General features: G+C 64.9%; 12 protein-coding genes. 8 read left to right on the top strand and 4 right to left on the bottom strand.

Going from position 1 to position 13479, the window contains the following annotated elements; translation table 11 throughout:
* Nucleotides 1-55 precede the first annotated feature (55 nt).
* The gene (locus V9F06_02360; protein MEI2616469.1) at nt 56-883 is read left to right on the top strand and encodes a hypothetical protein; all 828 of its coding nucleotides are present in this window, start codon (nt 56-58) and stop codon (nt 881-883) included.
* A gap of 143 nt (nt 884-1026) precedes the next feature.
* Here V9F06_02360 and V9F06_02355 read toward each other — a convergent pair whose 3' ends face one another.
* The gene (locus tag V9F06_02355) at nt 1027-3003 is read right to left on the bottom strand and encodes a DUF2207 domain-containing protein (GenBank protein MEI2616468.1); all 1977 of its coding nucleotides are present in this window, start codon (nt 3001-3003) and stop codon (nt 1027-1029) included.
* A 135-nt stretch (nt 3004-3138) separates the two neighbouring features.
* Here V9F06_02355 and V9F06_02350 point away from each other — a divergent pair, with 135 nt between their 5' ends.
* Both V9F06_02350 and V9F06_02345 read left to right on the top strand, forming a co-directional pair.
* The gene (locus V9F06_02350; protein ID MEI2616467.1) at nt 3139-3747 is read left to right on the top strand and encodes a 3'-5' exonuclease; all 609 of its coding nucleotides are present in this window, start codon (nt 3139-3141) and stop codon (nt 3745-3747) included.
* 212 nt (nt 3748-3959) lie between these two features.
* Nucleotides 3960-4616, top strand: a complete 657-nt coding sequence (locus V9F06_02345) for an NUDIX domain-containing protein (GenBank protein MEI2616466.1) — start codon at nt 3960-3962, stop codon at nt 4614-4616.
* Nucleotides 4617-4734: 118 nt separating this feature from the next.
* Here V9F06_02345 and V9F06_02340 read toward each other — a convergent pair whose 3' ends face one another.
* The 3 genes from V9F06_02340 to V9F06_02330 all read right to left on the bottom strand — a co-directional run bounded on the left by V9F06_02340 (nt 4735) and on the right by V9F06_02330 (nt 8769).
* Nucleotides 4735-6948: a CHRD domain-containing protein gene (locus V9F06_02340; protein ID MEI2616465.1), complete on the bottom strand. Its 2214-nt coding sequence runs from the start codon at nt 6946-6948 to the stop codon at nt 4735-4737.
* A 294-nt stretch (nt 6949-7242) separates the two neighbouring features.
* Complete coding sequence (locus V9F06_02335; GenBank protein MEI2616464.1) at nt 7243-7800, bottom strand: Uma2 family endonuclease; 558 nt, start codon at nt 7798-7800, stop codon at nt 7243-7245.
* A 60-nt stretch (nt 7801-7860) separates the two neighbouring features.
* On the bottom strand, nt 7861-8769 hold the full coding sequence (locus tag V9F06_02330) for an aminoglycoside phosphotransferase family protein (protein MEI2616463.1): 909 nt from the start codon (nt 8767-8769) through the stop codon (nt 7861-7863).
* A gap of 112 nt (nt 8770-8881) precedes the next feature.
* Between V9F06_02330 and V9F06_02325 the strand changes: the two genes are divergently transcribed.
* The 5 genes from V9F06_02325 to V9F06_02305 all read left to right on the top strand — a co-directional run bounded on the left by V9F06_02325 (nt 8882) and on the right by V9F06_02305 (nt 13251).
* Nucleotides 8882-9667, top strand: a complete 786-nt coding sequence (locus V9F06_02325; GenBank protein ID MEI2616462.1) for a WecB/TagA/CpsF family glycosyltransferase — start codon at nt 8882-8884, stop codon at nt 9665-9667.
* Nucleotides 9664-10212 (top strand): hypothetical protein, encoded by a 549-nt coding sequence (locus tag V9F06_02320; GenBank protein ID MEI2616461.1) that lies wholly within the window; start codon nt 9664-9666, stop codon nt 10210-10212. The genes V9F06_02325 and V9F06_02320 overlap by 4 nt, the downstream gene beginning before the upstream one ends.
* A 13-nt stretch (nt 10213-10225) precedes the next feature.
* Nucleotides 10226-11221 (top strand): bifunctional ADP-heptose synthase, encoded by a 996-nt coding sequence (locus V9F06_02315; protein ID MEI2616460.1) that lies wholly within the window; start codon nt 10226-10228, stop codon nt 11219-11221.
* 141 nt (nt 11222-11362) lie between these two features.
* On the top strand, nt 11363-11788 hold the full coding sequence (locus tag V9F06_02310) for a MarR family transcriptional regulator (protein ID MEI2616459.1): 426 nt from the start codon (nt 11363-11365) through the stop codon (nt 11786-11788).
* On the top strand, nt 11785-13251 hold the full coding sequence (locus V9F06_02305; GenBank protein ID MEI2616458.1) for an MFS transporter: 1467 nt from the start codon (nt 11785-11787) through the stop codon (nt 13249-13251). Before V9F06_02310 ends, V9F06_02305 begins: the two co-directional genes overlap by 4 nt.
* The last annotated feature ends 228 nt before the right edge of the window (nt 13252-13479 follow it).

The following is a 13479-nucleotide window of genomic DNA, read 5'->3' as shown; positions in this document are numbered from 1 at the left end:
CGTATTGTTTAAGAACGAGTCACCGGTATAGCGTTTCGACGCCGGAAGAGACGAGATGCGCGATCCACACGTAGAGAAGCTTCGTTATTGCCTTGTTTTGGCCGGAGGCGATACGTTTCACGATCCGCCTGCTGTGGAGCGTGATTACCATAACTTCCGTGTGCGCTTAGCCGACGGACTGGTGACCGTCACAATGAAGGAGCACCACCCCACGATTGAATTGGCCCGCAGCCGGGTCGAGCCATTTCTCAGAGATTGGGAACTCTCGGCTGCGCTTGAGTATCGTCGTCGAGACGTAACTTTCGACTACAAGGACGCTGATGTCATTGATCGCGATCCACCACCACCCGGAGAACCGCAGTCGATTGAGATCTCGGCCGCGGGGGTCCAATCAATGACCGGAACTGCCAAGATAACCGTACTGCGTCGCGCATACCCATCACCACCGGACAGATTCGTCAGTTCCCGGGATGTCGATCGGATGTGGTTCCGGTATGAGCAGTACCTAGAGGGCCACGAGCCGCTACCTTCAATGGCATATTTCTGTCTGACTGTCGTCGAAAAGAGTGTCGCGCTGCTTACGAAAAAGAAGGGGAGAGCAAACCGTCCTTGCGCTTCGAGTACCTACGGCATCGAACCGGGAATCCTGGATAATCTCGGCGCTTTGACGTCTGAACGCGGCGATGAGAGAACCGCCCGCAAGGCTCACGAGATGGAGTCATTAACACCGATAGAAGAGAACTGGATACGCGAAGTACTCATCGCGATCATCCGCCGGCTCGGTGAGTACGCCAAAGACCCCAACGCGATGAGGTCAGTGATCAAGATGGCCGATCTTCCGCCGCTGCCGATCAGTAGCCAGCTCAATCACGTATCCGGTTAACGACAGCTCTCGACGTCCAAACAAGCGGCCCTGCGGGCCGCGGACAGGCCAAGATGCTGTCCCTACGCAGGCTTTCTGAGAGTGACTCTCGTCTCGCCCCTCCCCTCACAGGGGGGATCCGTGGCGGCAGACACCCTCTCGCCCTAGTTGAACCCGCGGCCTCCGCCGCCACCGCCGCCGCCGAAGGAACCGCCACCGCCGGAGAAGCTGCCGAAGCCACCACTGCGGCCACCACCGCCACCACCACTGCTGGGGGGTGGACTGAACACCTTGCCGGCCTCACTGAACAGGTCGAACAGGCCATTGCTCATGCTCTGAAGCGAGCCAGCCATCCGGTCGCTCGTCTGCTGGAGGTCGGGAAGGCCACCTCCTCCACCACCGCCACCGCCGGGCCGGCCACCGGGGACGATGATGACGGCGCCACCGCGCGGCCCACGCGGCATCCTGCCAGTCTGGACCGGGCCATCCCAGCCGCCATACCAGGTGGGCGCCGGGGCGCCGGCCTGCGCGAATTTGCTGACCCAGCCTCGCTCCAGGCCGAACGCAATCGCATAGGGCAGGTACTGGTCGAAGACCGCCTTGGCGTCGGCAACCGAATCGTAACGCTCGATATCGGCCAGGTAGCGGCGGAACGCCTGCCAGCGCGCAGCCGCCTCGGCGCCCGCCTGTGTCTTGCGGGGCATCGACCCACCAACGATCATCAAGAGCAAGCCCACAACCGCTGCGCCGATAACCGGCACAACAACGAACGGCGCAAACGAGCCGATCAACACGCAAAGAAGCAGGCCGCCGGCCGTCGAAGCGACCAGAAGCAGCGCGCCGGCCCCGCGATAGAAGTGTCGCGTCGTTTGCGGGTTGCGGTCGAAATAGCCCCGGCCGACGAGCTCGTCGTAGAGGCCCTTTTTGACAAGCGCCTGACGATCGGAAAATCGAGTTCTGATCGTCGAAAGACGAGCCTCCGTCTGCGAGCCCGTGAAGATCGCGCCGAGCAGCTCCTGCTCGAACGGACGCAACGTTATATTGCTCTCCAGCCGGTAAAAGGTGAAATCCCGGCTGCCGAAGCCAAGCCCGCCAAGAACGCCGCCGGGCTGCTTCTCTTCGATCCGGAGCACACCACGGCCGGCCAGCGAGATGATTCCGGCGATGACATCGCAGTCGTTGGCACGCTCATCAACCAGAGCCCCGACTGCCGCGGCCGGCAGGTCATCCGGCGGCTGCTTCAGCAGGTCGATTGGCGCGACGACCGGCACATCTCGGCCGCGACTGAACCACAGCATCAGAACGCCGACCGAGCCCCCGACCAGCAACAGCAGGCCGCCTGCCAGCAGCAGCACGTTCAGGAGCGCCTTGTACGGCGCCAGCCGTTCCTCGCGCGCGCGTTCGGCGTCGTCAGCAGCCTGCCAGGCCGGCGCAGTTGCGCTAGTGATCGGCGGGAACTCCAGCCGCGCCTCCAGGGCCTCGCCTTGATTGATACTGGTCGCGCGCCAGATGACCTGGGTTGGGCTGGTGACCTGCCAGTCTACCGGGAAGCTGGATCCACTCGACGCATACCAGGCAACCGAGAGCTGATCCTCGGCAACAGCCTGCGGCAGATTGACGGTAATCGTCGCGGAATCCACATTGCCGGCAAAATCGGTGTCGATAACCCTCCACCAGAGCTGCTGCCGGTCGGCATAGACACGGAGCGCGCCAGTGACGTCGTAGCGGATCGTGAAGCTGCGATTCTCGTCGCTCGTCGGGGTAAACCACCAGTCGATGTCCATCTGGCTGCCGCTATTTGTCGTGCTAAAGGCGCCAGGCGTGTTATTGCCCGGCTTGTACGGGACGCCGTTCTCCAGCACCAGAATGTTGCTGATGTTCTCGATACGCCCAAGCGGGATCGTCGCGTATCCATGGGTGAAGGGTCCGCCCTCGAAGGCGATCACCTGATCTTCAGTCACCGTCATGGTTCCGTCGGCATGCACGTCGAGGGTTGTGTTGTATTCGCTCCAGCTTGCCGACTTGGCGGCAGCCTCACGCGCCAGCGGAGGGAAGCTTGCCGCGACAAGCCCGAGCGCCACGATCGCCAGTATCAGCGCGGCCATCCGGGGCTGGAAACGAGGGCCGTTGCGATGGTCCATGTATCCTGCTAACTCCCACGGCACGCGCATCGTTGACGCGCTTGCCCAACACTGTCTATGATCGCCACATCCGCCGCACGATGATCGACGGCGATAGCGGTATTATCGTACTCGTCCTCACTGATGGAATGCGGAATGCCACCGTTCTTCGCGCCAGATAGATCAGAGCCCAGCGAAGCACGCCGTCGAGCCGCGCGGTCCGGGGCGGTCGCGTGGGCTGCGACGATACTCAGGCAGCCCGATGTCGTCTTCCTCGACACCGAAACAACCGGTCTGGATGATCGAGCCGAGATCGTCGAGATTGCGGTAATTGACGTTTCTGGGCGCATTCTGCTGGATTCACTGGTCCGCCCGGAACGGGGGATTCCTGCCGATGCGGCACGGATCCACGGGATCGACGATACGATGGTAGCAACTGCCCCACGCTGGCGCGATGTGCACCAACAGCTCCAGCCGCTGCTCGCGGGCCGCACTGTCGTCGTCTACAACGCGGACTTCGATCGGAGGCTGGTTGGGCAGATGAACCACCACGCCGGCCTGAAGCCGCCAGGTGGCAACTGGCAATGTGCAATGCTGCAATATGCGCAATTCGCCGCACAGTGGAACGAGCGTTACGGCAACTATCGCTGGCACCGACTCGAAATTGCAGCGACGCGGTTCGGCCTGCCGGCCGGCGGCCATCGCGCCCGCGCCGACGCGCTGGCATGTCGAGCCGTCGTTATCGGCATGGCCAGCGACGCGTGACAACGGTGACGTAGTTGGCATGAGTTGCGCACGACTCACCGCGTCCACATATGCCGCGCCGTGAGTGCTGGACGACAGGCGTACTATTGAGAGTGGACAGTAACGCGGACTGGTGCGATCATGCGTTGGGGTCGCGCACGCATCACATCTCAATGACGCCGCGTCGCGAGGGTAACGTGAGACAGATACATCGTATGGCGAGGCTCTCGGAGATGGTCGAGCCCGACACGGCGCGCGCATCGAGCCTGCTGCTGGTGGACCGGGGACGCTTTCTGCTGGCCGGCCGGCCATTGATCTATAGCGAGCAACGCGTGTTATTGCGCCTGACCGGCGTTGGTGGCTGGGCCGAGGGAAGTGAGACATTCTCGGCGGCAGCGCTGCGCGAGTCGATCGAGGAGACCGGCAGCGCCATCCGGCTGATCGAGCAGGAATACACGCTGATCGTCCACTCGCCCGACGATATCGACACGGTCGCAATCACCGACGAGCCAGGGCCGGTGGCGCTCGTCTACCGCCGATTCGGGACCACGCCGTTCGAGCCGTGGTCGGAGGAATACCAGTCAGTCGCGCCGATCGCCGTCTATGCCGCGACGCTGGACGACACCGCGCGGATCGTCGCCCGCGACGAGCACCCGCTGTTCATGTGGATCTATCCCGAACAGCTCATCTCGCTCGCCGAGGCCGATGAGCCGCTGGAGTTCCTCGTCGCCGACGGCGCGCAGATCTTCGGCCAGCTTGACTTCGACACCAGCCGGACGATCGTTCGGCTGACCGACAGCATCCAGGCGCTGGTTACGGCATTGGGGCCACGCTCGTACGGGCTCCTCACTGAAATCGCCCAGATGTCTGGCACCGCCTGCCTGCTCTGAGGGATCCAGACGACGCCGCCGCTCGGGCTGTGACGAACGAGCCGATGGGCAACAAGAAAGGCCGGCCGCGCCATCGATGACGCGGCCGGCCTTTTTCGAGTGGAGCTACTTCAGCGCGTCAGGAAATTGGCGCTACCAATCCCCAGATGTCGCCGGCCGGGTTCTGCACTGTCGTAACGCCGACCCAGATCTCTCCCACATCAATCGCGCCGAGCAGCCCGCTCACTCCCGTATTCTTGAGCGGGCCGATCACCGCTGCATCGTTGATCACGCCACTGGCAAGCACGCCATTGACAGGTCCGGTCGCGTTCGCTGTCGAGTCGAACAGCATCGTGACGACCTCGCCAGCGGTCGGCACGCCATCGATCCGCAACTGCGCGCTAAGAACGCGGTCGATGTTCGTGACGATGACGACGTAGTTCAGCGTCTTACCGTCTTTGCTCGGCCAAAGGAGCGCCAGTCCCGATGCATCGGTGTCGATCGGCATGTACATCGCCATGAAGTCGTTCTCGGCTGTGTTGTCCAGGCTGGCGATATACGTCGCCGCGCCGAGATCGGTCTGGTTGCCGACCTGGATCTGGCCGCGAATCTCTCCGTCGGGGTAATCGACCGAATGGACGTTGCCGTAGGCGCCGCCCGTCAGCAGCAGGTAGACGAAGTGCGGCATTGTCTGGCCGGTGAGGTCGCCGGCGTCGAGCGTTCCCTCAGCCAGCATGCCGTTGAACGGACCGGTCACAGGCTGCGCCGCCGTGAAGAGCGTCGCGACCACCGGGCCGTTCGCCCCGGCCACGCCGGAATGGATATGCGCCGCCGTGATCTTGGTCATGTTCAGAACGTAGAGCTCGTAGTCGAGCGTCGCGTCGGCGGCATGATAGCTGAGGCCAAGCGCACCGACGGCGGTTGACGTCGTCGGGGGTGACTGGTTCCCGCCGAGCAGCACAGCGTTAAACGACGTATCGCCGAGCGCGCCGAGCTGGCCTCGGACCGCGCCAGATGTCTGACCCGTCGTCTGGATATCGACGTAGAGGCTGCCGTCGGCCATGCCTGCTTCCAGGTCGGCAATCGTCCAGTCCGCCGGCAGGTTCGCTTGCGCGATCGACCCGCTGGCGAGGACGCCGTTGGTCGTTACCGGCTTGGCGCTGCTGAACAGCGTGACGACGACGTTGCCGTTTTCAGTCGCGCTTCCCTCGCGGATGCTTGCCGCGGTTACGTTTGTCAGGCCCTGGGTGTTGATCGAGAAGTCAACGCCGCTGCCGTCTGCGTGGACGTAGAAGTACGCGGTCCCAGCGCCGTCGGTGGTAACGGGCGGCACCACATTCGCGCCGGCGAGGTATGCCGAGAAGACTCCCTCGCTGACTTCTGGCGCGGGGCCGGGCGTCGGCGATGGCGTCGGGGTGGGTGTCGGAGGAGTGATTTCGTAGCGCCAGCGGAAGTAATGCTGGCCGACGTTCCCGGCCTCGACCTTCCAGCCGTCCGGGTTGCCGGGTGTCCAGGTCAGGCAGCGCCGCTCGAAGCACTGGATCAGGACATCCTGCTGGTTGTTGGCAACCTTGATGTTGGCCCAGAACGCCTCGCCAATCGGGTAGCCAGTTGCGTAGAACGGGTTGACGAACAGGCTATCCTGGACGAACTGACCGCCCTGATAGACGACACCGGTCGAGTTCATGAAGTCCCAGAACACCGAAGCGACCGTATGGTCGATATCCGTCACTGTTACCCGGTGAGCAGCTGTGATGCCGTATGACGTGAGCGTCGTGTCGGTCGATACATCGCCATTACGCGCGAGGCGCTGGGTGATTACCGTGCCGATCGGCAGCGCAGGGTCGCCGAGCCGGCTGGCGAACGACGCGTAGGTCGGGCCGTTCGGATCATCCGGGTCACCGGCGACGTTGATCGTGTCGGCAATGGCATGCGGCTCGAATGTCGCGTCGCCGACTTGCACCTCACCGATGATCATCTCGCGGACGAGCAATCCGTTGGTGACGTACCAGAGCGACGACTGGTCGCCGGACGGGTTGTTGATCTCCATCCGCGTCTTGTCGTAGTACTGAACGGTGCGCATGCCGCCGGGCGATTCGGCGTAGGCTTCCTGCATCGCGCTGGTGTTCGCCGCCGGGCCCCACATCCAGGTTCGTTCGGCCTGGCCGGAGCTCACCGGCTGGTCGGTCCTGGCCCAGGTATCCTGGAATGCCGGATTGGCCGGAGCGACTGCCGCGGCACTGAACAGGCTGACCGCGATCAGGGCCAGCGCGGCGGTGACCGCGGTAAGCGAAATTAGACCCTTCCGACCCGGGAGACGCGGTTGGATCAATCGGCAGAAACCATTCGTCATCACTGACCTCCCCATCCTCACAACCGACGCATCGGGAAACGATCGCTCGGCGCTGTCAGGCCCCATCGGGGCAGTGTGTGGGTGCGTTGCCCACGCTACACGATGGCGACACCACCGGCAAGATCGTTCATGTACGTATACCTCCGTCGGCTCATCATCAATACAGCCACGTCCGTGCCTTCGAGTCAAGCAGATTGTCGGCAGGCAGTGGGTTATATGCAGCTACATGATGGCTCCGCATGCGGCGACAATCGAGGTTGGGGGTATCCACAGGGGGCGCCGTGGCGTCGATGGTCAGGCGAAGATGTCGGCGACCGGGAGGGTGAAGCCGGGGAGGATATCGCCGCCGTCGAGGGTGGCGTCATCGTAATAGAGCCGCGCGGTGCGGTCGGGGTAGTAGACGGTCACCATTCGACGGCTCGGTTGGACGACCCAGACGAGCTGGACGCCTGCGTCCAGGTACTCGCGTACTTTATCGAGGCTATCGCGAACAGTATCGGACGGAGAAATGACCTCAACGGCCAGATCCGGCGCCAAGTCCAGAAATCGCGACCACTGCTCCTCCGGGGGCATTCGCTCGGCGCGCACGAACGATACGTCCGGCACCCGGACGACGTCGGGATCGCGCTTCAGGATGTACGCGCCATCCACGCCGGCAATATAGCCCAGGCCGCGAGCATTCACGAATGCATACATCGCCGAAGATATCCTGACGGCGATCCGGCTGCTGTTGAAGCTCGACATCGGCAACTGCACCAACTCTCCGCAGTCGAGCTCATACCGATGACCGTCGTCGGGCATCTGGAGCAGATCATCGGCTGTCAATCGGGGCGTCGTTGCGGGTATCGCCATCGGGCACCTTCGATCGGCGTTCAACAGAATGGTTCATCTAACAATAGCACTTCCCGTCTGTTATCCCATCCTCGCCCGCACCTCGCTGGTCGCGAGCGGGTCGACGCCGCGTTCGAGCCAGTAGTCGGCCCACCAGAGCGCGGCATCGAGACGAACGAGCGGGAGCCAGACCGGCAGACGGGCGAACGCCCATGCCTCGCCGCCGGCCGCGACGTACCCCTCGGCAATATCGGCAAGCTGCTCCGGATCGAGCCTCGCCTCGCTGGTGAGGTAGGCCAGATCCTCAGCCGGGTCGCCGTCTCGGGCGAACTCCCAGTCGATCAATGTCGGCCGGCCGACGTCCCAGATGATGTTGCCGGCCGAGAGATCCCCGTGGAGCAGCGAGAAGACCGGCTCGTCCCAACCGGCCGCGGCCGGCAGGTCGGTCGATCGCAACGCGTCCACCCGCGCGTCGATCTCGGCCAGCCCCTCGCGAGCGGCACGATAGCGGGTCAGCACCTCGACCCTGGCGCGGAACGCATCGGCCCGCGTACCCTCGCGCACTTCCAGCGACGGCCAGACCATGTAGCCAGGCCGGATGGCACGGTGGACGACCTCCAGACACGCGCCGAGCCGCTCGCGAGCCTCGGCTGGCAGCTCACGCAACGCCATCGGCTCACCGCGCAGATGGTCGTGGACGAGCATCTCCCCTTCGGGTAGCGCCGGGTCGGTGATCTGGGTGACATCCCGCGGGGTACAGGCGCCCTCGATCACGGCTAGCTCGCGCAGCACGTCCGCCTCGTGGCGCAGCCAGCGCCGGAGCCCCGGCCGCGCCAGACGCAACGTCAGCTGGTGCTCGCCGTCCGGACCGCTGACGCGATACGTGCGATCGGTCGACCCGCCCGGCGCGAGTGTTACTCGCCAGCCTGGCTCGTCTGGCGTCAACCCATGTCGCCGCAGGATATCCAGCAGCCAGCCCAGCTCCGTCACCGCTACCTCCACCGACCGTTGTCGTCACGCGAATCGCCTGCAATGAGTATGGGGCACGCGCGGGGAAATCCTCACCCACCTGCTACGATCACTCCCGACGATCGGAGGGCATGTGAATCGCGCGACTATCCTGGGCGTAGCCATCGACCCGCTGGATCTGGACGGGGTGCTGGCGTACGTTGCCGGCTGGCTCGACTCGGGCGCTGGTCTTCACCACATCGTAACGGTCAATCCCGAATTCGTGATCGAGGCACGGCGAAACCCGGAGTTCGCGGCAGCGCTTGAGGGCGCCGATCTGGCGACAGCCGACGGGATCGGGATTGTGCTGGCCGGCCGGCTGATGGGAGAGCCGATCGGGCCACGTGTCACCGGCGTCGCGCTGACCGAGGGGATCGCGGCCCTGCGGCATCCCGCCGCGCGCATCTTCCTGCTCGGCGCCGGGCTCGGCATCGCTGCCGAAACAGCCGACCGGCTGGCCGAACGTTTCCCCGGCGTCTCAATCGTCGGCACATACTCCGGCACACCGAACGACGATGGATTCGCGGAGATCGAGCGCAGGCTGGCTGAAGCGCAGCCAACGATTCTGCTCATCGCGTTCGGCCACCCACGTCAGGATCTCTGGATCGCTCGCCATCGGGAGCGGCTAGCCGAGCGTGGCATACTGGTCGCCGCTGGTGTCGGCGGCACATTCGACTATCTCTCCGGCCGGATCCCTCGAGCGCCTTCCTGGGTTCGCCGCGCCGGGCTGGAGTGGCTCTACCGGTTGGCCCGTCAGCCATGGCGCTGGCGACGACAGCTCGCGCTCCCGCTCTTTGTCGCGCTGGTCTGTCGCGAGCGCGAGAGACGGGCAACAGGCAAGACGGACAACGGACGACGGGCAGGCCAGCGAACACGGTGACGACGACAGATCCTCTCGAACAACCATGCTCCTACCATCCCAACGTCATGACGCGGCTGCGCTGTTCGCGCTGCGGCAAGCCGATCTGCCCGCGTTGCATGGTGGCTACGCCCGTCGGCTATCGCTGCCCCGACTGCGCCCGTGGACCGCGGCCGGCAATCTACCAGACAAGCAGTGGGGTCCTGCTGAAGGCGATCGTCACTGGAGTCGTTATTGCCTCCGCGGCCGGGGCGATCTGGGGCCTCATTCCCAACTGGCAGTTCTATTGCGCGTTGCTGCTTGGATTCGGCGTTGCTGAGGGCATCGCCTGGGTGACGAAATACAAGCGCGGGCGGGAGTTGCGAGCCATCGCGATGGGCTGCGTTCTGCTTGGTGTCGTCGTCTCGCGAGTCGTGATCGCCTGGCATAGCCCGTTCCTGAATCTCGACCTGCTCCTCAATCACCTGAACGCGCCGGGGGTGCGCCAGGCATTTCAGCTTCGGCTGATTCCCGACTTTCTCTTCATGGCGATTCCGTTCGGAATCACCTGGATCCGCTTCCGATGAGAAGGCGAGAGTGATGCTCGACCCAACATCATCCGCCGGCCTGCTCGATCTGCTGAACCGGATCGGCGGCAGCCGAGTCCTCGTCGTCGGCGACCTCTACCTCGACCGCTACATCTTCGGCCACCCCAGCCGCGTCTCGCGCGAAGCGCCGATTATGGTGCTGACCGAGGATCGGCAGGAGGATCGGCTCGGCGGGGGGACGGCTCCTGCCCTGGCGTTGGCCAGGCTCGGCTGCGAGGTGGCAATCTGCGGTGTCATCGGGAACGATCCCGAAGGTCAGCGTGTGCGCACGTTGCTGAGTGACGTTGGCATCGACACCGATGGCGTCATCATCGACCCTACCCGACCGACGACGGTGAAGACGCGGGTCGTCGCGGAGGGCTTCTTTCTCTTTCCCCAACAGGTTGTCCGGATCGACCGTCAGGATCGCTCGCCAGTGTCACCCGCGGTCGAAGGCTCGTTGCGCGCCGTTGTCGAATCGTCCCGGTGCGACGCGATGCTCGTTTCGGACTACCGTTCCGGCGTGGTGACGACATCACTGGTCGCCGGGATCGCAGATCGACAGGGGCGCGACAACATTCTGACAACTGTCGACTCGCAGGGGGATCTGTTCCGATTCACCGGCTTCGGGCTGGTGAAGTGCAACCAGGGTGAGGCAGAGCAGACGCTCGGCCATCCGCTTGGCGACCGCGCTAGCCGCGCCGCCGATCTCGCCGCGCTGCGACACCAGCTTGGCTGCCGGACTCTCGTCGTCACTCGCGGCGGTGATGGGGCGTCATTGGCCGGCGAGGACGGCTACCGCGAGATCCCGGCCGCCAATCGGAGCGAGGTGTTCGACGTCACCGGGGCGGGCGACACCGTCGTCGCGGTGATGACCGCCGCGCTGCTCGCTGGCGGGACGCCCGAGCAGGCCTCGCACCTCGCGCAGGCAGCGGCCGGCGTCGTCGTCCGCAAGTGGAGCAACGCCCAGGCCAGCCGCGCCGAAATCGCCGCCGCGCTCGTGGACTGACACCGACCTTTATCCGCATGCGCCCCGACTCGCCCGAACAGGTTCCGATCGACGCCTGGCTGTGAGACAGGGCGTCTCCATCTCGACAATTACCTCGTATATCGATATACTCGTTTGTAGAGTGAGTGAGGAGGCATGCTTGTGGCATCGGACGAGCTGATCGAGTCACTGGTGCGGTTGTGGCGGGTGTTGCACACCGTCTCGGCCCCCACGCAGCAAGGCGACATCACTGCCCAGCAGTTCTGGCTATTGCGCCAGCTCCGGCGCATCGGGCCAGCGCGGGTGGGTGATCTGGCCGGCGCGCTCGGTATTGCCCAAAATTCGGTCACAACCGCCAGCCAGCGGCTGGAGGGGCGCGGGCTGGTCACTCGCGAACGCTCGCGCGAGGATGAGCGTGTCGTTGTCCTGTCCCTGACCGAAGCGGGGGCAGCGTGGGTCGATGCCTGGCGCGAGGAGCGCCGCTTGCTGCTGGAAGATCTGCTGACCGACCTCGATATCGTCGAGCGCGAACAGCTTCACGCGCTGCTCGACCGCGTCCTGGCGCGGGCGGGCGCGGCAGCTCGATGACGATGGCCGAGCAGGCGCGGCCCTCCCCATGGCTCCGGCTACTGCACGAACCCGAACCGCTGGCCGGCCTGGCACGGCGTGACTTCTACCCCTGGCTCGTCGTCGCGACTGTCTGCGTTGGCGCATTCATGGGCCAGCTCGACGCCAGCATTGTCAGTCTCGTCCTGCCGACCCTGGAGGACACGTTCCACAGCCACGTCAACCATGTTCAGTGGGTAGCGATCGTCTACCTGCTCGTGCTGACGGGCCTGGTTGTGCCGATGGGTCGAGTAGCCGACCACCTCGGCCGCAAGGCGCTCTACACAATCGGCTTCGTCGTTTTCGCCGCCGCCTCGGCGCTCTGCGGGATCGTGCCGAGCCTCGGCCTGCTGATCGCCGCCCGGGCTGCGCAGGGAGTCGGCGCGGCGCTTCTGCAGGCCAACAGTGTTGCGATCATCACCAGCGCCACCCCGCGGGAGAAGCTTGGCCGGGCGATCGGTATTCAAGGAGTCGCTCAGGCGCTCGGCCTGGCGATCGGGCCGACCGTCGGCGGCATCCTGATCGCCTGGGTAGACTGGCGCTGGATCTTCCTGATCAACCTGCCGATCGGTCTGCTCGGCGCGGCGCTCGGCGTGATCATCCTGCCGGCCAGCGGTCACGCCTCCCGGATCGAGGGTTTCAACCGGCTCGGCGCACTGCTATTGCCGCTTTCGATCACCGCGCTGCTGCTGGCGCTGACATTCCTGCACATCGCCTGGCTGCTGTTGCCGATGTCGGCACTGCTCCTGTTCGGCTTTGTCTGGAGTGAGCGCCGCGCCGACCACCCGCTGATCGGCGCGACACTGCTCCGCACGCCCGGGATGGCGGCTGGGCTGAGCGCCGGGCTTCTCTCCTACACGGTGCTGTTCGGCGCATTATTCGCGGTGCCGATCCTCCTCGAGCGCGCCTTTTCCGAGAACCCCGACCGGGCCGGCCTGATCCTGACGACGGTCCCGGCAGCGCTGGCGCTCGTCGCGCTGATCGGCGGATTGCTGACCGACCGGCTCGGGCCGAAGCTGCCAACCGTGGTGGGGATGGCGATCGCAGCAGCTGGCCTGGTCGTCGTCTGGTGGGCGGCCGGCGGCGCGCTTGGATGGCTAGTCGGCGGGCTCGTGCTGCTCGGGCTCGGCTCGGGGCTGTTCGTTCCGGCCAACAACGCCAGCATCATGGCCGCCGCCCCCCAGACTCATCTCGGCGTCACCGGCGGCACACTGAACATGATGCGCGGGCTTGGCACGAGCTTCGGCGTCGCGCTCGTCGGCCTGGTGCTGGCATTGCGGCTTGGCGCGGTTCCGAGCCACCTGGCCCCGGCGCCGGACCTGGTCGCGGCGATCCGCCTGATCGTGGCCGGCCTCGTTGCCGCCGCGCTGGCAGCCGGCGCCCTGTCGCTTGGCCGACGCGCGTCCCGCACGCGCACGCGAGTCGAGGCCGGCGACATCCTCTAGGCCCGATTGAACGCATGTTAGACTGGGGTGCGTCGATATTACTCGTATCGACATATACCCATCGCTATTGGCTGCTCGTTCATCACACCACTCGTCGCGCGTTTGCGGGAGCCAGATGGCATCGATTGTCGATCTTTCGATCGTCTGCCCGGTCATGGTCGGTCACCGGGTTGTGCCGTTTCAACAGGTCCGGAGCCCTGCTGGCAGCCTTGCGCGATGCCGGCCTGG

This window comes from Thermomicrobiales bacterium (genome assembly GCA_037045155.1).
In the GTDB taxonomy this organism is placed as follows: Bacteria; Chloroflexota; Chloroflexia; order Thermomicrobiales; family CFX8; genus JAMLIA01.
Note: the sequence above shows the minus strand (reverse complement) of the source record. Positions and strands in the feature narration are given on the sequence as shown.